The sequence below is a fragment of the Coleofasciculus sp. D1-CHI-01 genome, assembly GCF_040218875.1.
GTDB lineage: Bacteria > Cyanobacteriota > Cyanobacteriia > Cyanobacteriales > Coleofasciculaceae > Coleofasciculus.
Window position 1 is genome coordinate 1 of record NZ_JAVJQP010000098.1, and the last position, 25,824, is coordinate 25,824.

Consider the following 25,824-nt stretch of genomic DNA (forward strand, 5'->3'; position numbering starts at 1 on the left):
ATACCCAAAAACGCGACGGATAATCGATTGTTCACCATTCTGAAAATCTGCCAAAATTGCCCGCATTGCTTTCGGATCAATCTTGCCCGCATCTTGAAATCCCCAGGTTTGCTGCACTGCATCTAGAGAGGCTTGCGGTAATCCCTGACGAATATCTAACGGGACTTTCCATAAAACAAGACTTTCCCGAGTTAGAGGTGCATCAGGGCGGAACAGAACTTCTGTAGAATTACCACTCAAAGGACTAGGAATTAACCCCGCTTCAGCTAATCCCTGAATTGCCCCAAAATCTGGGTCAGTTGGTGGTACATCTTGGAACGTGGGTTGAGTGGTTTCTGAGGCTAAACGGATTTGTTTCCCGGGACTGTTCTCATAAATTCGATTATTCGTTTCAATCAGCCAACGGGCATACTGACGGCGAGTAATCCCCCTTAAAAAGGACAGGGCTAATTCATTGTGATGAGAGAAAATTAGGGCGACCAGGATTTAGCATAACAGGTACGGAAGAACCGCATCTAATACCACAAACTAAATTGGCAATAATGTTAATTTATCCTTGTAAAAAGCAAGAAATTTTTCTCGGTTGTTTCCTCAACTCCAATTTTTAATTTATACCAGGAATTCCACAACCTTGATAAAGAACATGAAGGGAAAGAACAGTAAAGTTTTGACCAATATTAGTTGCGTCTATTGCTAAGGGTAGCCATTTTTCTTCAGACTTCCATAAACTGAGAATCTATTTGAGTAGAGGGCGTGCCATGCCACTACAATTTGGCGACAATTTGGCGATGGCATTTCCAGATATTTGGCAGAATTCAATCTGAATTCAAACGCTTGTTAATCTGGTTCATCAGTCCAGTTAACAGCGCACCTGCCATTAAAAGACCGATCGCGGGAGTAAAGACAGGGTTCCACAAGCTATACCACACGTCTAATCCCAGTGAAACACCAATTGATCGCCCCAGGAGTGCGATCGCGAACCAGAAGAAGCTGAATAAAACCAGGAAGAAATCAGCAACTAATAACTGATTTACCCAATAGATAAGTTTGTCTTTCATAATAGATAAGTTATCTTCAGAGAATAGGGCGTGAATGGCACAACGTCAATGCTTACTATACAATCAAGAACTTATACCGTATACCGTCGCCTGGGAACAACAGCGATCGCTCCTGTCACAACGGATTAACGATCCCACCCTTGATGATGTTCTCTTATTACTGGAACATCCGCCAGTCTATACGTTAGGTCAAGGTGCAAGTTTAGACTTCCTCAAATTCAACCCCGCAGAAGCAGACTGGGAGGTTCACCGCATCGAACGGGGAGGTGAAGTCACGTACCATTGTCCCGGTCAACTCGTCGGCTATCCCATTCTCAATTTACGCTATTATCAGCAAGATTTACATTGGTATCTGCGACAGTTAGAAGCCGTCTTAATTGAAGTGTTGGCGGTTTATGGACTCAAAGGCGATCGCGAAACCGGGATGACGGGCGTTTGGCTAGAGGGATGCAAGGTTGCAGCCATTGGCATTAAAGTCAGTCGTTGGATTACCATGCATGGCTTTTCCCTAAATGTTTGCCCCGACTTAAGTGGGTTTGGGCGTATCGTCCCCTGTGGAATTGCCGATAAACCTGTGGGGAGTCTTGCCCAGTTTATCCCGAATATTACCGTAGATCAAGTCCGCCCCGTAGTAATCGCCAAGTTTGCCGAGGTTTTTCAGGTCAGTTATACTGATGTTTCTTCAATTAGTAGAGATATTCCGGCGGAACGTCTCTACTAACCACTATTACTAGACCAACCCTCTAAATAACAGCGAAATCCCAAAAGGAGAGAGTATCAGCTTGCACCGCAACCAATGAGGTTAATAATTCCCCATTCTCTTGGATGCGAATTTCAGTATTAAGAGCATTGTCACCGCTACCTTGGGTAATCGTGAGATCCTCAAAGGTTAAGCCATTGGCTAATCCGAGATAATCAAACCCAACCGTAAAGTCAAAGATGGTGTCCTCTCCCATACCTGTGGCAAGTACAAACATATCTCGACCACTACCGCTGTAGAGTAGATCTTGTCCTAGACCACCGTTGAGAATATTGTCACCTGCACCTGCGTAGAGTTGATCGTTTCCATTACCACCGATGAGTTCATCGTTCCCAGTATTGCCATAGAGGGTATCATCTCCATCACCGCCTTCCAAGTAATCATCTCCGGCTTGTCCGAACAGGATATCGATTCCATTTCCACCGACTAGGTAGTCGTTACCAGCGCCAGCATCAATCGTATCGTTACCCTCTTGACCTTGGAGATGGTCGTCTCCGTCACCACCTGTAAGTTGGTCATCACCTAAACCGCCTTTGAGATAGTCATTACCAACGCCAGCATCAATAGTATCATCGCCATCTTGACCGTAAAGCTGATCATTGCCATCACCACCTGCAAGTTGGTCATCGCCAAAACCGCCTTCTAAATAGTCATCACCAGCGCCAGCATCAAGATTATCGTTACCGTCTTCACCGTAGAGAAGATCATTACCATCACCACCGCTGAGTTGGTCGTTGTTGGCTCCACCATAGAGGTTATCATTGCCAGCATCTCCATTGAGGATGTCTTCCCCATCTTGACCGTAGAGATAATCGTTACCATCACCACCTGTGAGTTGGTCGTTACCTAAACCACCTTCGAGGTAGTCATTACCAACGCCAGCATTGATAGTATCATCGCCATCTTGACCGTAAAGCTGATCATTGCCATCGCCACCGATGAGTTGGTCATTTCCTGAACCCCCATCTAGGTAATCATTTCCTGATTGTCCTAAGAGTTTATCGGTGTCATCACCACCCCAGAGGAAATCATCACCAGCGCCGCCATCCAGGTAATCCCGACCTTCTTGACCGTAAAGTTGGTCATCCCCATCACCGGCTTCGAGTCGGTCGTCACCGATACCACCATCGAGGTAATCCTGACCCTGTTGACCGTAAAGGCGATCGCTTCCTTGTTTACCATAGATGAAATCGTCTCCTAATCCACCATCGAGGAAGTCGTGACCGTCTTCGCCATCAAGGGTATCATGTCCTTTCTGACCATAAATGCGATCGTTCCCCTGGTTCCCATAAAGTTCGTCGTTGTCTGAACCGCCATCCAGATAGTCATCCCCTGTGCCACCATTTAGGATATCCTCACCGTTTTGACCGTAAAGACGATCCTTTCCTTCTCCACCGTCTAATTGGTCGTCACCTTTACCGCCATTGAGGTAATCATCTCCGGCTTGTCCTAAGAGAATATCATGATGATTACCTCCCCAAAGGGAATCATTTCCGGTTTCGCCTTCTAGGGTATCTTTACCCTGTTGACCATAGAGTTGGTCATTCCCGTCGCCACCTGTAAGTTGGTCATTTCCTTTACCGCCATCGAGGAGGTCATTTCCGGCATTTCCATTTAGGGTATCATTGCCTTTTTGACCATAGAGTCGGTCATTTCCGTCTTCGCCTGTAAGTTGGTCATTACCGTTACCCCCGTCGAGGTAATCGTTTCCGGTATTTCCATTGAGGGTATCACTACCATTTTGACCATAGAGTTGGTCATCTCCATCACCACCACTGAGGATGTCATCACTGTTCCCGCCATCGAGTAAGTCATCCCCAGTTCCACCTTCTAGGGTGTCTTCTCCGTTCTGAGAGTAGAGTTGGTCATTTCCTTGACTCCCTTGAAGATAATCATTGCCGTTACCTGCTTCGAGGTAATCATTGCCAGCATTACCGTCTAAGGTGTCGTTTCCTTTGTGTCCATACAGTTGATCGTTGCCATCACCGCCATCAAGGAGGTCGTCACCATTTTGACCTTTGAGCAGATCTTCTCCAGCTTGTCCGTAAAGTGTATCATTCCCATCCCCTGCAAGTAAGCGATCGCTCCCATCACCCCCATCAAGTACGTCGTCTCCTGCTTTTGCGTAAATTAGGTCATCGCCAGCTAATCCACTCAGGGTATTATTGATACTATTGCCGATGAGTAAGTCTTCGTAGTCTGAGCCTTCCAGGTTTTCAATAGCTTCGATGCGATCGCCTTTGGCATCTCCTACCCAACCTTTCCCGGTGGTGAGGCTAACGGCGACACGGGAGGCGGCGGTGAAATAGGAGGCGGTATCGTTTCCTTCGCCACCATTGAGGCTATCTGCATCCTTACCACCAACCAAGAAGTCGTTACCGTTTTCTGCGAATAGGGTGTCTTTTCCTTGTTCGCCGAAGATGATATCGTCGCCATCTCTGGCTTCTACCCAGTCGTCTCCAGTTCCAGTAATGATGGTATTGGCATTAGCATCACCGATGACGCGATCGCTGGAATTGGAACCAATGACATTTTCGATATTATATATCTGATCGGTATTACCAAAGCCGTCAGTGGCTTGATTTTGTTCTAAGTTAACATCAACTAATCCTGGATCGCGGCGGTAACTAACCGTATCAAACCCATTCCCTCCATCAAAATAGTCATTCCCAGCATTGTCAATAAATAGGTCATCTCCGGCTAAACCATGGAGGCGATTATCTAAACTGTTGCCAATCAGAATATCGTGGGATTCAGAACCGATGATATTTTCGAGATTGCGGAGGGTGTCGGTATTACCAAATCCATCGACAGCGGTGCCGGAAGTGATGGTAAAGTTGGGTTCAGTATCGGTGGGGATGGGATTACCGGAGGTGATGGTTTCGTGGGAATAACCGCCTGAATTTTGGTAGTTGAGTTGTTCGTCGATATTGACGATTACACCGTTGGGGGAATACTGATAGCTGACGGTATCAATATCATTCTGACCATCAAGATAGTCATCCCCGGCGTTACCAATCAACAGATCATTTCCAATCAAACCTTGGATATGGTTGGCTTGGCTATTGCCAATTAGACTATCGTTAAATTGAGAGCCAATGATATTTTCTATGCTACCAGAAACATTGATTGTTTTTTGGCTAACTGTTTTCGTTACTTCGTCATAGCTCTCTCTGATAGTGGTAAAATGAAAGGAATCTTTGCTCCCAAAACCATCTTCCGCCTCAGCTGCGTTAATGGTAAATACAGACGCCATATCGCCTATATTTTGAGTATTTATGTAGCCTCTTCCCTCATCAATATTGACAACCACACCGCTAAGAGAGTTATCGTAACTGACAGTATCGTTACCTTCACCACCACTAATCTTATCGTTGCCAGCTTCTCCTCTCAAGAAATCATCGTTAGCCTCTCCTAATAGTTCGTCATTACCAATACCGCCATAGAGAGAATCAAAACCATCTCCACCACTTAAAATATCGTTACCTGCTAAACCGTACAATGTATCGTTACCATCATTACCAAAGATGATATCGTTACCTGCTTGAGAGTCGTCGGTGTCGCCAAATAATTGATCGTTGCCAGCATTTCCATCAATAAAGTCGCTACCAGCACCACCATCGATAAAGTCATTACCAAGTTCACCAGAATCAATGACTTCATTGCTATCAGGAACAGATACCCATCCACCTCCGAAAAGATAGTCATTCCCATCTCCGCCATAGAGCGTATCATCACCATTTTCGCCGTAGAGGAAATCAGCATTTTCTCCACCATCCAGGGTGTCATTCCCACCACTACCGTAAAGTTCGTCATCCCCATTGTCACCCTTTAAGATATCATTCGCATTACCACCATAGAGCGCATCATTACCATTGCCACCTGAAAAATCTACTGGGATAGCAATATTCTCTACATCAATTCTGTCATCAAGCTCTCCAGCATTGGCAACAATCCTGTTAATTCCTTGGTTATCCTCTTGACTTTGATAAATTTGAGTAAAATTTAGGTATTTAACTACAACAGTTTCATTGCTATTGTTACCCAAACCCTGAATTAGAAATTTTTCATCATGGTCAGTTGTATTAATAAATAAGCGCTGATCCGCTTGCAACCCAATGTTAATATCCAGAGTACTATAATCAACTTGATTGAAGTTGTCGGGTCCTTTCTCAGCAAGTATTGGTTGTTTATCGGGACAGGCATCAATTTCAAAGTCTGCCAGGGTTGTTCTAGCAAATTCGCCTTGCCATTTTTTGCCCAAAGGTGGCCAACCAATCCGGGCGTAGTAGCCTAACCAAGCATCAATCTGACCGCCAAACTCGACTAAACAAGCAGGATCGAACTGAACAATATTCTTAATTTCTGAACCATGAATCTTACCGTCGCTATTGCCTAAATTTGAAAGATCTTCTCCTCCATCTTCCAGATCCAAATAAATTGAGGCATCAATTCCACCTCGAACTTTTGCTTCTGCTATAAACACATCTAAACCAACACCAGCAGAAATCTTACCTATAACCTCAAGTTCAGGTAGATCTTTTTGACTGCCATCCTCTTGTGTTACCCGATTATCGTCAACAAAAAAGCCATCAAAAATTACATTTTTTTTGTTAGGATCGAATTTATATTCTTCAGCCCACTGTTGGATGCCAGCAGAATCGTACCCAAATCCGAGATTAAATTTGACACCAATTCCGCCACCAAAATCAACTTCTAATGGACCAGCAATAGGAAAGTCTTTTTGAATGTTAAATCCAAAGTCCCACGTTGGAAAATCAAGTTTGAAAAAATCTACAGACTGACCTGTAAATAACCCAATAGCTGATTTGGGGTTTTCCAGAATAGGGAAAGATATAATTTTGTTGATTGAATCAGGATCGACCGTAGTATTCCCAACTTCTTGATTGCTGAGGAGTTTTGTAAAAAAGTCTATATAAGGTTGGTACTGATTTGTTTTGTTAGCTAGTAGTTCTGACCATGATTTTATATTGACTGGAGTGATTGAGGCATTTTTTAGAGAATCATTGGGATCACGAAGATCGAAATCCCTGAGATTCACCTTACCTAGGTCGAGTGTCAATCCAGGAGAGTTATTGACATCAATATTGCTAACGAGTTCAGACAATTCTCCAATTAGACGAATTGCAGCAATAGTATCTTCAACACGGTGATCGTTATTCCCTAATTTCGCCAAACTTAAGAGAGAGCCATCCCCGATACTGAGCTTTTCTAAAATGTTAATTTTATGGGTGAGAAAACTGTAAATAGGCTCAATCGGCTTAGTGAACGCCTCAATTGTCAAGACAGTTGGTTTTAAAAATGAGCTAAGGAACGACCCAAAATTTAGGATTGTATCATCAAACTTGACTTCAGGTTTTGCAAAAATATCTATAAAATCCCAGTGTATCTTTAAGTTAGTTCCAAGTTGAGGAAGTGCTACCTCTTGATTAAAGCTAGAGAGAAAATTAAGCTGGATGTCAGCAGCCCCTTGCGTTTGAGTTTTAAGACTATCATTATTTAATTCTTGACGGGTTAGTTTATGGTCGTTACCATCATCGAGATCTAAGGAGAAGTTTAATCCTGTACCGTTATCTTTAGCATCAACTTGCAAAAATCCAAAATTAGCTGATGTTTTTGGAAGTGTTGGTATCAGTTCAAGATTAAGTTCTCCTTTGTCCGTATCGTTTATAGCATTGGGAGATGTATCAAAGAAGAAACCATCAGTCAGATTCCAGCCAAAACCCAAATCAAAAGTATAGTCAAAATCAACTTTAAAAGTTGCGTTGTCCTCAAAATTTAGACCAAGTTGTGGCAAGCCAAGATTCTTTGGTAGTTTAATATCAACTATTGATTTACGTTGACCTAAGTCGCAATCTACAGTGAGTTCACCAGAGGGAGCGACATTGACTTTGATATCGGCAGCAGTTATTTCAGAGTCTAAGTCATCAGAATCTTTTAGAATATTAAGCTTGTCAGGTCCCAGGATTTTAAACAAGGCATTTTGAATTTGTACTTCTGTTGCTTTTATTGCATCGTCTATAAAGCCATTCGTTCCAAAAATATCTTTAAATCCGTTCTGTATGCTATCGTAAGCATCCTTGAGAAACTGTCCTTGCTCTCCTGCTTTGTTTGCAAAATCTTGACCTAAGAAAGGCAACCCACCATCACTAATACCCTCTAGATTGGGTAGATTTTCACCATTGAATAGTTCGTTTACTTTTCCCTGATTATACAGGAAGACATCTTTTAAGCCATTTAATATCTGATTTACGCTGAAGGTAGGAGGATTAGATTTTTCTACCTGAATAACTTCACCATCTAAAGTAATCGTAGCCGTATCATCTTCAGCCTTTAATACCTCAAGAGTCGGTTGATCTAACTCCACCCCCTGAACCAAATCTGAAAAAATCGCCCCTTCATCCCCAGGCGCATCTACTGAATTAATCTGTGCATCCACAGCATGACCGATTTCCTCTAACAAAACCTCAACAATCCCTTGAGGATTATCCGAATTCTCAATAATATAGTCTTGAGATAAATAAATGGTGTTAGTCGCAGCCGCAAATGCACCGTTAGCACCATTAAGTTCTGTAGCCGTCCGAATTTCAATTGTGGGTAGCGAGTTAAAGTCTTTAGCCCCCCACTCCTGACGCAACTTTGTTACTTTTTCTGCATCAAACTGGTTGCCAAACGTCAGATTAACTGTGGGGAGAAATGTTTCACTATTAGCAAAAGCAGTTAACCAATCCTGGGCGGTGACAATTGCTTCTCCTAATGTAAGTTGAGAACCATCAAGGAGAATTTCAGCGTTAATCGGGATAGTTGTTTTCATGATTACAGTACCTTTAATTTCATTAATGACCACGACAAAGAACGGGGTGAGTATTTGTCACCCATCACAGGAGAATCAGGCACAAAATTGCCTCTACCAATCCAGAGGTTGGCTAAACGCTTTAAAATTAGAGAGTGAGTGGCAAGCGATCGCACATTCCGATCTGGACAATCGCCACACCCAATCTGTAAAGCTATAGGGCTGGCAAACCCAGTTTTCGCAAAATCCGTCAAAAAACTTTTTTCGCTCCACTTTACGAAAACTCCCATCGCCACCCCTATAACTAAGTAGAGCTGAATTAAGGCATCGATTAAACCCTATACTTGACTCAGACAATGACAAGTGGCATCCAATGCCTCTGCCACCTCGGTCAATTCACCATGAGTACATTAAATGAAACCTTAAAACAACTGGTCGCTGATGCTTGCACCCATCCCCCAGAACGTGCGGCACGACAGCGGTGCATCCAAGAAATCTACCGCCAGGTGATGAAGTCCGGCAAACTCTGGAACGAAAACACGCCTTACTATGAAGATGCCCTCCAGGAAACCTGGGAATACTGTTGCCAACACTTGGAGGACTATGATCCAAATCTCAGTGCTGTGACAACTTGGATTGATCATTGCCTGAAGCGGACGCTGCGGAGATGGCGCGATCGCCAAAATCGAGAAAAACAACGGCAAACCCTACCCATTTCCACCGATGATGATACCCCAATTCACCCCCTTGATAATCTAGCCGCCAATCCAGGTTCCAGCCAAGCCCTACAAATGTGGCAGACAACCATGACCTGGGTACGGGATGATCCAGAGGGAAAATTACGGCAAACCTGTTTCCGCAAGCGCTCTGAAATCAATGCTCAAGTCCTCTTCCTCAAACGCTTTCCCTCAGAAACTCCCTGGCAGGATATTGCCAATGAATTCAACCTCAATCCCGCCGAAGCCAAGGACTTGCCTAAGTTTTACAATCGCCACTGTCGCCCCCTCCTACGAGAATTTGGCGTTGCCCAAGGATACCTAGAAGAAAAAATAAAGTAACCATTAACGATAACGAGGTAACAATGATGATTCAACCGATTCAAGCACAGGAGGATGTGGCTGTACCCATCTTAATTACTCACAAAGCGCGACAAATTGCCCATCAATTTGCTCAGGAGCAACCGAATGAAACCAAAGCCAAGCAAGTCTATCGAAATACACTTGCTGTTTGTTTAGTCAACAACTATTTCAAAATCATTGGGATTCCATCTGATCCTTCCCACTGCGATAGTTGGAATCCTTTAATGCGGATGACCGCTAATGTAGCAGATTTGGATGTGATGGGTAAAGGACGCATTGAATGTCGCCCCATTTCTGCCTTTGAGCGGGAGACGACTTCCGTATGCTATGTACCTACAGAGGTGCAGGATGAGCGCATTGCTTATATCGTGGTACAAATTGAACCTGAACAGTCAGAAGCCCTCATTCTCGGCTTTGTGGAGTACGTCGATAGTGAAGAACTGCCCTTACATCGTCTCCGTCCAATCTCTGATTTGCCCCTGTATCTCGACAATCTGACTGAGCGATTCACCCAACTCACCCACTGGCTGCACGGTCAAATTGAAGCGGGCTGGCAAACCCTGGATCAGATTCTGGGCATCTCATTGATGAACTATGCATGGCGAAATACTCGTTCACTTGCAGCCGAAGCTACGACACCGAATTTATCTCCTGTGGTGCGAGGCAAAATTGTGGAAGTCCCGATTCAGCAGGGGATGGCACCAATTGTTTTAGTGACTGAACTCATGCCTAAGTCAGAGGTAGATTTAGGCATTGCACTCAAGATTTGTCCCCCAGCAAAACAGGAATTCCTGCCTGTCGGCTTGGAAATGACTGTCCTGGATGCGGTGGGTGAAGCGGTGATGCATACCCAAGCACGGGCTGAAAACCGCATGATTGAGCTAGGCTTTGACGCAGAAACAGGCGATCGCTTTTCTCTGCGAATCGAACTAGGAGATGTGACAATTAATGAGGCATTTGTGGTCTGAGTTAGGCACACTCCCATGAGTAAACTGGCGGTACTGGAACTGAGGGGCGACCTCAATCATCAGGGCTTTTATGTTACTCTGCGTATTGGTCAGGGTGATTTAGCCTCTAGTATTACCCTAGATCGCACACTCCCGCCTTCGACGCTTCTATCAGAGCATCTAACCCAGTGGCAGCAAGATTATCGACGCCTTTCAACTCCTAGCCGTGCCCTCAAGCCTTCCAAAATTAGAGTTAACGGTAAGATTGATCCGATAGAAGCCTGTACAGAATCGGCTCAACGGTTAGAACAGCAGTTTCAGCGTTGGTTACGCTCTGACTCGTTTCGTGATATTGATTTACAACTGCGACAGGCGTTGATGCCTGATGAGTTGGTTCAAGTCTTAATTCGCACGGCTAATGCTGAGGCTCAAGCTCTCCCCTGGCATTTGTGGGACTTCATTGAACAATATCCTAAAGCAGAAGTTGCCTTGAGTGGTATGGGTTCATCTCCCTGTTCTGGTAAGAGGAATTCAGTGGCTTCAGAGCCGAATCAGGTGAACATTTTGGCAGTGTTGGGAGATTCCACCAATATCGATGTGGAGAGTGATCAGCAAACCTTAAATGAGTTACCTGGAGCCAAGGTGGAATTTCTGCCGGAACCGACTCACCAAGAACTCCATGATAAGTTATATGAAAAATCCTGGCATATTCTATTTTTTGCGGGACACAGTGAGACTCAAGCACAGAGACAGGGGATACTGCGGCTCAACTCCACGACTCATCTAACCATTGATCAGGTACGGTATGGGGTACAAAGAGCGATCGCAAATGGTCTACAACTGGCGATTTTTAATTCTTGTGATGGGTTGGGGTTAGCTCAGGCTCTGGCAGATTTGCAATTACCTCATATTATTGTCATGCGAGAAGTTGTGCCGGACTGTGTAGCCCAGCAATTTCTGAAGTATTTTCTGCAGGAGTTTTCTCAAGGTCAATCATTGCATCTCGCCCAAAGGGAAGCACGGCAACGGTTACTGGGTATGGAGAAAGTCTATCCCTGCGCCAGTTGGTTGCCTGTAATATTCCAGCCTTCTGCGGCAAAACCATTGAGTTGGTTGGATTTAATTAAGCCAGAGGATGAAGGCATCTTTGACCCTTGCTTTTCACGGGATCGGGAAAACCTCTCTCCAAACCTCTCTCCTGCAAGGAGAGAGGCTTTGAATTCTCCCCCTTCCCTCGCAGGGAAGGGGGCTGGGGGGTTAGGTTTGATATCGATTTTTCTAGATGGCGCGAAAAGTCAGATCTTTGATCAAACCGTTGCAGTTCCCACCCAAAAGGCTCAAACATTTTCCCTAGGGGTGAAGCTGGGGACAGCATTCGTTTGCGGTGCGCTGGTATCAAGTGTGGTGGTGGGAATAAGAGCGCTGGGATGGCTTCAAGGATGGGAACTTAAAGCGTTTGATCATCTTATCCGGGTTAGACCCGGACAATCTATTCCAGATCATCGAATTTTGGTGGTAGCGATTGGAGAGGAGGATATTCAGTATCAGCGTAATCAAGGGATGGAGATGGAGGGGTCTTTATCTGATGAAGCGTTGCTGGCACTACTGCAAAAGTTTTCACCTCATCAACCTAGTGTGATTGGCTTGGATATTATTCACGATTTTCCCTTCATCCCAGAGTTGCAATCTCACCTGAAAAAACAGAAGTTAATTGCAATCTGTCAAGCTAAAAGCTTTACCAGCGATCTTCCAGGAGTCAAGCCACCGACTCCAGATTTTCCAGTTGAGCAGTTAGGGTTTAATAATGTTCCTCTTGATCGTGATGGTGTCATTCGACGCCAGTTTTTAGGTATGCCGTCTGATGAATATTGCCCAACCCAAGAATCTTTTGGTTTTCGTATTGCTCAAAACTATCTGGAAAATAGTCATGGCATCAAAAAGGAGTGGATAACAGTATCCCCTCACAGAAATAAAAGGATTCAGCTTGGTTCACAGACTTTTGGGCGTCTTGAAGGTCATGCAGGGGGTTATCAACTATCTCAAGGTGATACTGGTGGTTATCAGGTGTTAGTTGATTACCAGGCAGTTCGTCCAAAACAAGTCAATTTAAGGGAAATCTTAAGCGGTTCTCTAGACTCTCAACTAGCAGGATTGGTTCGCGATCGCATTATTTTAATTGGAGTCGTAAATCCCAAGATCGATACTCATTTAACGCCTTACAGCAAAGGACTTCAAGCCGAAGCAATGCCGGGAGTGGTTGTGCAAGCCCAGATGATTAGCCAAATCATTAGCGCTGCACTTGGAGAACGTCCTCTACTATCCTGGTGGGCTGAATCGGCGGAAATCCTGTGGATTGGGAGTTGGGCATGGGTGGGAGCCATTGTTGGGGTAGGAGGGCGATCGCTTTATATACAAACGGTCGGAGTATTAATTAGTTTAATTTTACTTTGGGGTGTATGTCTATTTCTGCTTGTTCAAGGATGGTGGGTGCCTCTGGTTCCTTCAGCACTAGCGTTAGGGATAACTGCGATTAGCGTCTTGGGTTTGTACCATCTGTACAGTGACGAATGATATAACCTAATGGACATTAATGTTGTTATGTAAAAATCTCGTTATACCGACTTTACAGCTATTTTATCAAAAGAGGCTTAGAGTCCAGACAAATAACTCTCGAATACCATTAAAAATTAATACTCTAGATGGTTTTTTGGATAGGCTATTAACAAATACTGATAATGACGAAACAATGAGTAACGAAATTTGCCATCCAAGATATGAAGAATATGGAATAATCCAGTGGAGCAATAGTCGTACAATTGTTGTATTTTCCGTATTGATTATCAATGGATCTCGATTAGCGAAAACACGTCGTAAAGCTGAATTTATCCTTTGGTTAGCGCAAAGAGAGCAAGATGTATTTGGACTAGGAATGGTTGGCTTTGACTTAGGGGATTTGCCCTGGTCATTGGATGATTTTGAAAAAGAGAAAATCTTTTTACTAAAAGTAATAGAATCTGCAAAAGAAGAACTTGGTTGCGGTGTGGTGAAATTGGGTACTCATCCAGAAGTATTGCGCGGCGACCTAGAGGACTTGCGAATGTTGATTTTAAATTTTACAGATGAGGATCTAAGAACTGCATATCTCTTAAAAGAAGAATTAAAAGATATAGGAGGCAGAGGTTTACCAGTAGAAATGCCACCGCAGTTAGAAAAATGTAAAATTCATCGAGTATTACTAACACAGTATGGTTGCTATGTTTGTAATAATTTATCATAATAGATGTGTCTAACTGTCCAAAATATGGGTATTATTTCGATAGCGGTTACTAAGGAAGAGTATATGGAGGAGACTTACATAAGATTGAACCCAAAGAATTGCGTAAAGTAGATGCAACAAGCGTTATTGATGCTCTCCCTGCGATGGCTCAACCTATCAAGGTAGTACAGTACAGTTTGTTTGAAAGCGGATTATCAATGTTAAGACAGATTAAAACTTACACTTTTTTGGTAATATTTTATTGAATTGATATTAGAAATTATGCGGTTAAAACTCTCTGTTCAATCCTTATCATCTCGTTTATCAGTAAGTCTGATATCAACCTTGATATTCATTCCAGTTGCCAAAGCTTTTCCCCCTAATCACAGTTCATCAACACCTGTGATGATGGCTTCAGAATCAGGCAATGAAGATGGTGATTGGGGCGAACCGCATACGGGAAGTCAAACAGGAACAGGACAGAGAAATGACTGTCCTGATGTGAGTGGTTCTCTAACAGCACTGATGCCTAAAACCAACTGGGGAAAAACGGTTTCTCAATCCCCAACGTTTTGGTTTTATGTGCCTTACTCTTCAGAACAGATTGTCGTTGGCAAATTTGTGCTACAAGATGAACAGGGCATTAATCAGATTGAACCGATTCAATTTACCCTCCCTGAAACACCTGGCTTTGTCAGTTTTACTCTACCTGAAACGGCTCCTATACTAGAGGTTGGACTTAATTATTATTGGGCATTTGAACTTTACTGCCATCCTAAAAGTCGTACTCCTATCTATGTTGAGGGCTGGATACAACGGGGTATTGCCAATAGCAATATGGGGAATCAACGTGATGTTAAAGCTAGCCAAATTTACCAAGTTTATTGGGAAAACAGGATTTGGTTTGATGCGGTTAATGAGTTAACTCAACAGCGGTTAAAGCAACCTACGGATAGGGCTTTAGAAGCTGAATGGCTCAGATTACTGCAAGATGCTGGACTAGACACTGAGCAACTGCCAACCGAACCCATTTTGGGAACAGTTGTTATAGAATAAGTTGTGGAGTGAGGCAATAGATAACCTCATTTGATGGACTAACATTACACAAAATAAACCGATAAAATTAGAGGCTAAAGCCCCTACTACGAACCCAGCCGACTAAAGCCAATTTCCTACTAATATATAGGGTGACCAATAGTAAGGAAAATCCCAGTTTTTCAATCGTTCAGCACCGACTTTCCATAAATTGATTTGCGCTCGACGCAAAGCTTCAGCTCGACTACTCTCAGGATTTTGTACGAGTTGTCGATAGAATTCTTCCATAACCGTAGCCGCCGATGCGTCGTCCACAGTCCAGAGTGTGGCGAGAGTGCTTCTTGCGCCTGCTCGAACCGTCAATCCGGCTAATCCTAATGTTGCTCGATTATCTCCGGTTGCTGTCTGACAAGCGCTCAATACCAAAAGTTCAATAATGCTGCCTTCAATATCACTGCTTCTCAAGAGATTATCTAAGTCTTCGGCAAAGAGTGGATAATCTGATAACGCAATAAATGTTCTTGAGAAATCAGAGCTAAAAACCCCGTGACTGGCAAGGTGTAGGATAGAAAAGTTATCATCTTGCAGTTGATGTTCTAGATTCACTTTTGTGAATGTTTCATTGAATAAAACCTTTACCTTTGTAGGTAGAGATTGAATAGCGTTCAGCTCTTTTTGTACATTTTTGAGTGGGGATAAGTTACCCTCTTGAAAGGGATGCTCCAGGGCTTCAGTTGAACCTGCTGTCAAGATTTTGGGCGGGTGGGTTAGGGGTTTAGGTTCAATCAACTGCAAACTGGGTGCTACTGCGATCGCGTACCGTTCCAGTAAATATCTTTGCCGCTGGCTATCCCACAAAGCAGACATTGGGATGTTTCTTAATCCTCCATCTAACACAAATACTAAGGTTTTGATGGGGCTATATTCCAGTTTGGTATTCGCTTCTAAAATGGATTCAAAGGGACGAATTAATAGGTCATAAAGCTGACTAATATCCTGTTGAACCGAACGCCAACTTCTAGGTACGGGAAGATGATCATAGAGTCGATTGATCATCGATTCAATGTCTGCTTTGGGGAGTTGAACATGATGAGGCTGGAGGGGCTGGTTCGGTAACTGAAGAATAACCTCCAATCGATCATCCAGAATAATCGGATATAAAATGGCGGCATTTGGGTCAATGAGGTGTTGGCTAATCTGAACAGGATCAATATTACAACCCAGATAATTCTCTAATTCGGCTAACTGCAAAGAATCAATGAGTTCAATCGCTTTGCTCAGATTATTTTGGGTGGGATGAGGAGATGTCAGCAGTAAATCAACAAACTGTCGGTAAAGTGGCTCAACGTTATCTCTGAAGGAAAACTGAACATCGGAGTCGATGAAGAGTAGGTCTTTACGAACCTGTTCTAGTGTCTTAACTGCCTGATCATAGGTACGAATCGCATCAATTTCCTGGTTCTGTTCCTCGAGAATGCGACCGAGTTGCCACTCCCAACGATAGCGAATATCGGGAGCTTGAATTTCTTCTGAGAGAATAATGGCTTGATTGGTAATGGTTTTGCTATTATCCCATTGCTGAGTCTGTTCATACAAACGTCCCAATTGTCCCAGCGCGAGAGATTTTGCCCGACGATCTTGAAGTTGGTCAGCCTGTTGAATAGTACGGGTTAATCGTTGAGCGAGAGTTGACAGAAGTTCAGCACTTTGGGTATCAGGAGATTCCCGTATTATGTGCAGCTTGATCAGGCTATTGACAGCGTTGAGCTGAACTTCAATTCCTGAGCGGCTGAGGGGGAGTTCGGCAAATTGAGATTGCAGCGTGTTCCATAATTCCCAAACATCATTCCACTGACTCGGGGGTAAATTTTCTATGCTTTTTATAGTGGCAAGCAAACTCAGTAAGTTGGCATTTGCCTGAACACGAGGCAAGGTAGAAACGGCTAACGTTGCGGCTTTTTGGTAGTATTCTAGGGCAGCAGTTTTATGGTTATCAGCTTCATCGAGGTTAAGGGCTACGGCTCGTTCCCACTGGGCACGCTCTGTATTGCCTAAATCTAAAAGAATCGAGCTTTGAGTTGAATTGGGCGGGTTTGGAGATGAGGAAGGGGTAAGTTCTTGATTAGCGATCGCGAAACTCTGGTTTAATACCTTTTGGGACTCTTCTAAATTCCCAACTCGGCGAAAGGCATTACCCAGAGATTGCAATGCGATCGCCTGGAGTTTGGGATCAGTCTGTTGCTGGGTTGTGCTTTGAACCTGTTTCAGGATTTTCTCAGCAGCAATACTAAAACCCAAAGATTGCAGTGCTTTAGCTTGATTAATTTGGCTACCGATGATTCCAGGAAAATGGTTAGCTGATTGGTAAGCAAGTGTAGCTTGTTTCCAGGCTTGCAGCGCTTCTTCCGATTGTCCCTGTCTCCAGGTGAGCCATCCTTGAGCATTTAGCGCTTTGGCGTAGTATTCCCAGTCGATGACTGAGCGGGAATCTGGGGTTTGCTGGTTAAAAAATTTCAGGCTTTGATTGAGAGTGGCTTCAGCTTGCTGCCATTGACCGAGATGTTGATAGGCTAGGGACAGGTTACTGAGGATAAAGGCTTGATGTAACCGATCATCTAAAAGAATATAGGCATTGAGAGCATTTTGCCAACTCGCGATCGCGTCTGTAAATCGTTCAGCTTGAAACTGTTCAATACCCGTTTTGAGCAGAGTTTGGGCTGATTGAGATTGAGCAATATTGGCAGGTGGGGATTCAGTCGCTTGAACTGGGGATAGGGGAGAATCCACAGATAGGTTCAAGACAGAGATACAACCGATGAGCGCCCAAAGCATCAGGGCGATTAATTTTCTGGTTTGTCTTCTGATCACCACAACCCCCTTCATCGCGACTGACAGTTAAATACCCTTGAAGTTGAGGGACTGTTTGCGTACAAAATAACCTCTCCTCGCTCATTCACGTACCACCCTTGGGCTTCCACAATCACCTTAGGCGCAGTGATCTCCTCTGACTGCTGTTCTTCAGAGATTGCGGGCTGTATATCTTCCCACCCCACACTACTACTAATCGGGTCAGAGGGACTAGGAGGAATCCCCCCTCGTTCTATATTGACAAAACGCCCTCTGCCATCCTCACCCGGTTGACATCCTTGAGTTAGAGGTGGACTTTCGATATCAGTTGGCAGTTCCACAGCCCCCTGTACTGGGTCAATTCCTAAATCATCAATCACGACTTCCCCATCAACACCAATTTCTGAACTGGCTGTAATGTCACTCAAGGGGGTCAAATTCTCTCTGAACTCTAATCCGATAACGCGATTTGTGGTGATATTAATCTGTCCACCTTTACCGGAAAAGGCATTGGCGGTGATATCGCTATCCTCTTCTGGAATACCTGCGATGAAATCAGCGTTGATGGTAATATTACCACCATCACCCCCAGCTTGGTCAGTGCCTGCGGTGGTGGAGATTTTACTACCGTGGCGTAATAGTAACAAGTTATCGATGTTGAAGGTAATGTTTCCACCCTGGTTGCTGGTGGTTTCCGCCGAGATGGTAGACCCATTATCCAGGGAAAGGGAACTCCCATGGAGTTGGATATTACCCCCTTCTCCAGTCCCCTGGCTATTGACAGCAACGCTGGCACTATCCTGAATATTTATGCTGTTGGGAGCAATAAAAATACTTCCTCCATTTCCTGTAGAACCTCGCATAGTGTTGGCAAAAATTCCACTATCTTTTCCAGTTAAATTAACTGTATCTTTGACGTCTAGAATGATATCTCCAGCATTGTTAGTTGCAGCAGTAGTGGTACTGAGTTGTCCTCGGTTACTAGCTTCTAGAGTATTAGCGGTGACTCGGATAGTACCCCCTTCCCCGCCAGAGGTAGCTGCTGTTATTTGTGCACCATTGTTAATGGAGAGGCTTCTTGCCTGAATATCAATGTTGCCAGCATTTCCAGTGGGATTGATAGGAAATGGAGGTAGATTTAAGAACGGTAGCTGTCCAGTAGGGACTCTAGCATCGGCAGCACTTCCACTAGCTACAGTGATTTTTGCACCATCTTGAAGTCTCAACTCATTGGTGACAATTTTCAAATCTCGACTGTTTCCGTCCGCAAATGACTGAACGTACAAACCACTAGCAAAACCATTAGGGGCTGCGCCAATTAGTTCTACTCCTTCGCTCGCATTAACTGTTAAACGCCCACCCTCACCAGTTCCCAGCGTAGATGCGGATATGGCTGCTCCATCTTGTAGGATTAAACGTCTAGTATTAACGAGCAATTCTCCAGCATTACCACTTCCAAATGTATCCGTGGACAAAGCAGTGAGAATTGAACCCTCGGCTGAGATACCACTCAGTTGCACTGACTCTGAGGCATTCACGGTTAAACGTCCACCTTCACCGGAATCCAAAATTGAAGCCGATGCTAATCCTCCATCTCGGGCAATGAAATGATTGGTGTTAACTGTCAAGTTACCGGCATTTCCACCAGCAAAGGTAGCAGTTCCTAAGTTACTGGGTACAAATTGACTAATTTGACCATTGGTCTGAATTCCGACACCAATTAGTTCAGTCTTAGAGGAGTTTACAATTATATTGCCACCATTCCCGCCAAACAATGCGGAAGCCGTTATTGCCGCTCCATTTTGCACAAGCAATCGCCCTGCATTAACAATAATGTTTCCGGCAATTGCTGTACTCAGGGTATCAGCAAAAAAGCCACTACGGAGATTTTCCACTACACCAACCAGCTCGACTAACTCAGATGCGGTTACGGTTATATTTCCTCCTTTGCCATTCCTGAATGTAGTGGTTCTGAGTTGGGCACCACCTGTAAATGAAACTGACTGAGCCTGAATATTAATGTTACCTGCGTTTCCTGTGCCAACAGCACTGGCATCCAGCAATGTTCCATTAGTAGCAATCACATTACCAGCATTTCCTTTTCCCGAAGTGTTGGTAGTTAACTCACCCCCATTGATGAGGAAAACTGAGTCAGCCACAATCTCAATATTGCCACCATTGCCCTCTGCTCCTGGTCCTACTAGACTGAATACACCGTCTCCACCAACAGAAATCTGATCACGGGCTTCAATCGTCACATTACCACTATTTCCTTTTCCAGCTGTGCTGGCATTCAGTTGACCTAGATTAGTTAAGAACAGCGACCCAGTAGTGATGCTGATGTTGCCACTATTGCCCTCTGCTCCTGCTTCTACTAGACTGAATACGCCGCCTCCATCAACAGAAATCTGATCACGGGCTTCAATCGTCACATTACCAGCATTTCCTTTTCCTGCCGTGCTGACATTCAGGTGACCTCCATTAGTGAGGAACAGCGACCCAGTTTGAATATGAATATTACCCCCTTGTCCAGTTCCTAAAGTGCGGCTGGCGATGAAGCTATTGTCAAGAAGAGAGAGCCGCTTATCCGTAATTAGCGTGACATCACCCCCATCACCAGAAACAGAGGAGGTAACGATGTGATCGCTAACTGTAATGCCACCCCGATAGTCAATAATAACGGAACTGCTATTACCGAAAAAATCAAAAAGTTTGTTATCAGTGCGAATCTCAGTCACTTCAATCTCTCGACTTGGCAAGGATTGGTTAGGTTGATATTGATTGGTTAAAAACACCAGACCATCCGGTGCATTGATATAGATATTGCCAATGGTGATATCTGCACTCGTTGCATTAGGATTAAAGTTGGCAGTAAGAGTTCCGAGATCGGTGTTTCCTGGCGCTCCCCCTAGCAAATTCCAATCAATTCCAGCTCGGATATCCAGGGTTGGTCGAGCGCTTCCGTCAATCATCACAGAGGTTGTACCATTAGACAAATTTACATTCGCCAGATCAGCCAAGAATGGATCTGTATTGTTAGGACTAATCGTTTTGTTTACGGTGTCTTTATCATTGATTAATATATTCCCTGTGGTTACACTACCACCCGCTAAGACATGAAGTGAAGATCCAGTATAGTTCCCCAGACTTACATCCCCATTAGCGAGAATGAGCGGATCTGTAGGACTATACAAGTCTCCTAAACCACCATCCAACCGCTCAATCCGAAAACTCTCCCCACTCCAGTAATGGACATCTCCCCCAACAGTGTTAGCACTGCGTAACACCATATTCCCACCAGAAAACAAGCCACTATCAGGATGATTCAAGGCAAAAATATCAACAGTTTGATTGCCCTGAATTAGCAAATCCCCCTGAGCTTGAGCAATAAAACTATTTTCTACACTATCTCTAATCTGCAGCGTATCTTGGGCAACTATTTTTAAGTCATTTCCTGCATATAAATTACCTCGTAAGTCTAAATCCTTCGCCGCTAAGGTTAGATTACGACCAACGGCTAAACGAGTTGCATTTGCAGTTGTTATCTTTCCTCTTTCTAGAGAGGATTGAGGTGGGGGATTTGCTCCATACTGCAACCCCGGAGTCAGATTAATCGTCAACAGTGGCGCTGCCTCTGGATTTGTTGCACTAAATTCAACCCCATTATCAAATACCAAACGATTCGCCGTACTCGCCACAAACGAACCCCGAATATCCAACTGAGCCTTTTCTCCAAAAATAATCCCATTCGGATTCAGGAAAAACAGATTCGCCGCCCCATTAACCCCCAACGTCCCTAAAATAGCCGAAGGGTTATTCCCGGTTACCCGACTAAAAATACTTTCAATGCCAACGGGATTAGCAAAATAAGCTTCTTGTCCTTCACCAATATTAAACGTCTCAAAACTATGGAAGAGATTACTACCGCGAATCGCGCCCCCTTCAATCAGTTCTCGAATATCACTAACATTAGTGATGCGAGACGACTCAGCCCCCAGGGTATTGTCAGGAAGGATTTGAGCCGAAGCGTTTTGTCGCCCAAGATTCAACCAACAACCCAGTGATAGAAACGGAAAAAGGACGAACCAGAGAAGCGATTTTAGATTGGTAGTGCCCGCCATAGCTGCTGTGCCTTCCCGAAACATGACATCACAAGTGAAGCTCTAAGAAAAGCTTCTACCATAGTTGTAGGTTCAGATACAGAGTTTTCGCAAAAGCTAACTTTTTGTAATAAAGAGTTACACGGCTATAAACTAGCCTTTGGGCGCCGGCAAGAATGGTTTCCAGTAAACTACTGGCGTGGCACAGCTAAAATGGTGGCATAGATTTTACGATTAAACTGGGCGCACGCCGTGCGCCCCTACAATGCTAATCCACCAAATAAGGTGGGTCACGCCACTACAAATAGCGCGATCGCATATCTCTGTGCTTACCCATCCAATCACACGCCTAATTGAGTTTTTCGGAACAGCGAGTCGCTAAGAACTTATTCAGATCAGCATAGGTTCCCGCATAAGTGGTGGTTGGCTTCTCATACCCTTTCAAACTAACAATATGTTGTTTAAAGCCCAGATTCTTGTATCCTAGCTGTTCCAGATAGCTATAGGTATCTTCTCCCAAAGCAATATCCAGACCAATTTGTTTCGTCGCCGACTCCAGACGAAACGCCGCATTCACTGTATCGCCAATTGCAGTATAGTCAGGGCGATCTCCACTGCCCGTATTTCCCACCATCGCATAACCCGTATTCACTCCTGTACCAATGCGTAACGGGAAAGGTAGGGGGTATTGACTAGAAAGGGATGCCGTCATCCTGTGCAAATCGCTAACCGCTTGCAACACATTCATGGCTTCGTCTTTACTCATCCCTTTATGCCCATGAAACCAAATTGCCATCACTGCATCGCCAATATATTTATCCACCCAACTTCCCGATTTACGGATAATATTTCCCGATTGGCGAAACCAGGTGCCAATCACGGCAGAGAGAATCTTTTCATCCAGTTGGCGAGTTAGCACCGTAAAGTCACGGATATCCACCACCATCACCGACATTAGACGGCGCACATGTAACGTAGAGGTTAGGGTTTCACTACTTGGAGGTTGGCTATAATCGCGATCGCGGTTACGGGTATCGGATGGTGAATGAAATTCCAGTTCAGTCTGACCAAACATCAGCTGATCGCCATTTCGTAATGTCACCGGAATACTCACTCGGCGTCCATTCACGAAAGAACCATTGCGACTTCCCAAATCAATTAGATAGAAATCACCAGTTTCAGTACACTGTAACATCGCGTGATTTCGGGAAATCCAACGATCAGAGAGGACAAAATTGTTATCATCTCCGCGACCAACTGTCCAGCAGTTACTACCCACCAGGGGGAGGTAGCGGTTACCAGTCTCAGTCGGTAGAAGTAAATAGGGAGTGGATCGTAGAGTCACCACAGGCACAGAAGCAACGACGGGTTAAAAAATAAACAGAGGATTAAATCTATATCCTAGTAGATGCATTCTGAAGCCAAACGAGTGATTCCGGAAACTTCACTGCCCTTATGGTTTGATGTCAATATTTGTTTACTGTAGACATTCATGAGCTTTTATTGCCATGTAGCTGCTAGCCAAAATAGGCTATCTACCAAAATTGTACTCAATACTGCTCCACTAAATGCCCACCACGGCAATCGCCCTCGGGTCAATGCCCCACATCCTACTAATCCTAGTGTACAGCCTAAAACCGCTGCCCAGCTAATTCCCCAAGGGGTTTGTACTTGGGCAGTCGCCTCTTGCAAGATCGGGGTGATCAAGGCTGGATCAACGTCCATGATTTGACGCCAGTAGGGAATCAAATCCGTTAAATAAAAATATACATCGGTGAGAGCCGTCCCGAACAGAGAACCCAGGTAAAACAAATTACCGACAGCGCCTCTACCCCGCCATAGCCCCCAAAGGGCAAACGGTAGACCAATGGCTTCGATGGGTAAATGTAACAGAGGTTCAGCCCGCAGCCAGCCCCAATAAATTGAACCGGCTAGCCAGCACCAACTAAAACCCAGTAACAAATCTCCCCATACTCGCATCCCTGGACGCGCCAGTAGCTTGAATCCCAGCCATATCCATCCTAAGGTCAACAGTAAACTCAACCAGGGAAGTTGCCGGACTAATGGCGCTTGCACAAACACAGGGACAGAAACCAGAAATGAGGCAGCAGCAAACATCCACCAGCCTTGCACTCTAGCTTTTGAGCCTATCCCTAGACCATTCAGGGGGCTACGGATTGACATCAAAAGCCAAACCTCTTCTGATGGATCGGAGTAGTTGGAGGATGTATCAGAAAACATACTATTGCGAAACACGATTTGTTTAATTTTCTTTACTTATGTTTACATATCTCAATATATCATGAGCATTATCCCCCCTAGGGGGATATGACCTATTATAGTGTACTGCTAGCACCTCCAGAGAGTTTGCGATCGCGATCAAGCTATGCCAGAATTCCGATTAAAGCGGGTGACTGGTCATTAGTAATTAGGGATTGGGAATTTTAACAAGCCTCAGCTCCTGACTGTTCCCTGTTCTCTTGTCCTTATGCTCAACTTGAATTATCTCCGACTACTTATCCGACTACTTACATGATCAAATTGCAGTGGCGGTGGTTCAAATTTTTAAGGATTAGCCTTCTGAGTGCCTTACTCACCATACCGTTGAAGAGTTTTGCCACCAGCTTATCCACAGACGTAGCCGTACCCACAACCCAATCCACCTCCCAGATGAACATAGTTCAGGCGTTGGTACTGGGAATGGTGCAGGGGTTAACGGAATTTATCCCGATTAGCAGTACAGCACATTTAAAAGTCGTGCCTGTGGTATTAGGCTGGGGTGATCCAGGGGTAGCTTTTACGGCAATTATTCAACTGGGCAGTATTGCCGCCGTGCTGTGGTATTTTTGGTCAGACTTATGGCAAATTTCCACAGGTACGATTAAAGCAATTCAGATGAGGGATTACCAAGCCAACGATTTTCGCATGGCGGTGGGTATCGGCTTGGGGACATTACCGATTGTCTTCTGTGGCTTGTTAATTAAGATATTTATTCCAGATTTTGATAATTCGCCCCTGCGGAGTACCGTCGCGATCGCTTGTGCTTCAATTTTTATGGGGCTGTTGTTGGGTGTTGCCGAAAAGATCGGTACAAGAGAGCGCAATTTCGATAAATTGGGGATGCAGGATGGCATCTTGATGGGATTTGCTCAAGCCTTGGCACTCGTTCCTGGCGTATCGCGATCGGGTTCAACGATTACAGCCGGCTTGTTTATGGGCTTGGATAGAGGAACAGCCGCCCGCTTTTCCTTTTTGCTAGGTATCCCAGCGATTACCCTAGCGGGGTTAGTCGAGTTAAAGGATTTATTAGAATCTGGAGTTGGGGAGGGGGGATTCATGCCTCTCACCGTGGGCGTGATATCATCAGCCGTATTTTCTTATGCTGCGATCGCGTGGCTGATTCGTTACCTACAAACCTCAAACACTTGGATCTTTGTCTGGTATCGCGTCGCCTTTGGTGTGGCAATTTTAGCCGCGATTATCGCCGGGATAATGCCCGATAGTTAGGTAGTGAGGGGAGCTGGGGGAGCTGGGGGAGTTGGGGGAGCTGGGGGAGATGGGGAAGATGGGGAAGATGGGGAAGATGGGGAAGATGGGGAAGATGGGGAAGATGGGGAAGATGGGGAAGATGGGGAAGATGGGGAAGATGGGGGAGATGGGGAAGATGGGGAAGATGGGGAAGATGGGGAAGATGGGGAAGATGGGGAAGATGGGGAAGAAAATTTACAAATGACAAATGACAAATGACAAATGACAAATGACAAATGACAAATGACAAATGACAAATGACAAATGACAAATGACAAATGACAAATGACAAATGACAAATGACAAATGACAAATGACGATCCTCAATTTTTCCCACCGACTTATTCAGGCTGTTCATTAACTTCGGGTAGTGAGTTGTCAGCTTCATTCGTGCGTTGGG

At 44.6% G+C, this 25,824-nt stretch carries 15 protein-coding genes and 1 pseudogene; 8 read left to right on the forward strand and 8 right to left on the reverse strand.

All coding sequences use genetic code 11. From position 1 onward, the window contains the following. A pseudogene (locus RIB93_RS18185) lies at positions 1–426 on the reverse strand (S-layer homology domain-containing protein); the annotation flags it as partial. A 389-nt stretch (positions 427–815) separates the two neighbouring features. After that, positions 816–1,058: a hypothetical protein gene (locus RIB93_RS18190; RefSeq protein ID WP_446374237.1), complete on the reverse strand. Its 243-nt coding sequence runs from the start codon at positions 1,056–1,058 to the stop codon at positions 816–818. A 34-nt stretch (positions 1,059–1,092) separates the two neighbouring features. Here RIB93_RS18190 and lipB point away from each other — a divergent pair, with 34 nt between their 5' ends. Continuing rightward, a complete protein-coding gene (lipB, locus tag RIB93_RS18195; RefSeq protein WP_446374239.1) occupies positions 1,093–1,779 on the forward strand; it encodes a lipoyl(octanoyl) transferase LipB in 687 nt (228 codons plus the stop codon). 22 nt (positions 1,780–1,801) lie between these two features. Here the strand turns inward: lipB and RIB93_RS18200 are convergent, their stop codons facing one another. Further along, entirely contained in the window at positions 1,802–8,653 is a 6,852-nt protein-coding gene (locus tag RIB93_RS18200) for a calcium-binding protein (protein WP_446374241.1), read from the reverse strand. Between the two features lie 2 nt (positions 8,654–8,655). After that, entirely contained in the window at positions 8,656–8,886 is a 231-nt protein-coding gene (locus tag RIB93_RS18205) for a hypothetical protein (protein ID WP_446374243.1), read from the reverse strand. A 147-nt stretch (positions 8,887–9,033) separates the two neighbouring features. Between RIB93_RS18205 and RIB93_RS18210 the strand changes: the two genes are divergently transcribed. From RIB93_RS18210 to RIB93_RS18230, 5 genes are all read left to right on the forward strand, one after another. Continuing rightward, positions 9,034–9,690 (forward strand): sigma-70 family RNA polymerase sigma factor, encoded by a 657-nt coding sequence (locus tag RIB93_RS18210; protein ID WP_446374245.1) that lies wholly within the window; start codon positions 9,034–9,036, stop codon positions 9,688–9,690. A gap of 23 nt (positions 9,691–9,713) precedes the next feature. Continuing rightward, entirely contained in the window at positions 9,714–10,679 is a 966-nt protein-coding gene (locus RIB93_RS18215) for a DUF1822 family protein (protein ID WP_446374247.1), read from the forward strand. A gap of 15 nt (positions 10,680–10,694) precedes the next feature. Then, complete coding sequence (locus tag RIB93_RS18220) at positions 10,695–13,229, forward strand: CHASE2 domain-containing protein (RefSeq protein WP_446374249.1); 2,535 nt, start codon at positions 10,695–10,697, stop codon at positions 13,227–13,229. Between the two features lie 175 nt (positions 13,230–13,404). Then, positions 13,405–13,935 carry a hypothetical protein gene (locus RIB93_RS18225; RefSeq protein ID WP_446374251.1) on the forward strand — a complete coding sequence of 177 codons (531 nt, stop codon included), beginning with the start codon at positions 13,405–13,407 and terminating at the stop codon, positions 13,933–13,935. A gap of 324 nt (positions 13,936–14,259) precedes the next feature. Then, positions 14,260–14,970 (forward strand): DUF928 domain-containing protein, encoded by a 711-nt coding sequence (locus tag RIB93_RS18230; RefSeq protein WP_446374253.1) that lies wholly within the window; start codon positions 14,260–14,262, stop codon positions 14,968–14,970. 102 nt (positions 14,971–15,072) lie between these two features. Here the strand turns inward: RIB93_RS18230 and RIB93_RS18235 are convergent, their stop codons facing one another. The 4 genes from RIB93_RS18235 to RIB93_RS18250 form a co-directional block, all read right to left on the reverse strand. Further along, positions 15,073–17,817 carry a CHAT domain-containing protein gene (locus tag RIB93_RS18235; protein WP_446374254.1) on the reverse strand — a complete coding sequence of 915 codons (2,745 nt, stop codon included), beginning with the start codon at positions 17,815–17,817 and terminating at the stop codon, positions 15,073–15,075. Between the two features lie 11 nt (positions 17,818–17,828). Next, on the reverse strand, positions 17,829–21,917 hold the full coding sequence (locus RIB93_RS18240; RefSeq protein WP_446374256.1) for a two-partner secretion domain-containing protein: 4,089 nt from the start codon (positions 21,915–21,917) through the stop codon (positions 17,829–17,831). A 328-nt stretch (positions 21,918–22,245) separates the two neighbouring features. After that, positions 22,246–23,244, reverse strand: a complete 999-nt coding sequence (locus RIB93_RS18245; RefSeq protein ID WP_446374258.1) for an FHA domain-containing protein — start codon at positions 23,242–23,244, stop codon at positions 22,246–22,248. Positions 23,245–23,396: 152 nt separating this feature from the next. Continuing rightward, positions 23,397–24,080, reverse strand: a complete 684-nt coding sequence (locus RIB93_RS18250; protein ID WP_446374260.1) for a DUF3120 domain-containing protein — start codon at positions 24,078–24,080, stop codon at positions 23,397–23,399. 348 nt (positions 24,081–24,428) lie between these two features. Between RIB93_RS18250 and RIB93_RS18255 the strand changes: the two genes are divergently transcribed. Both RIB93_RS18255 and RIB93_RS18260 read left to right on the forward strand, forming a co-directional pair. Next, entirely contained in the window at positions 24,429–25,403 is a 975-nt protein-coding gene (locus RIB93_RS18255) for an undecaprenyl-diphosphate phosphatase (RefSeq protein WP_446374262.1), read from the forward strand. Positions 25,404–25,406: 3 nt separating this feature from the next. After that, positions 25,407–25,643 carry a hypothetical protein gene (locus tag RIB93_RS18260; RefSeq protein WP_446374264.1) on the forward strand — a complete coding sequence of 79 codons (237 nt, stop codon included), beginning with the start codon at positions 25,407–25,409 and terminating at the stop codon, positions 25,641–25,643. Positions 25,644–25,824: the final 181 nt, after the last annotated feature.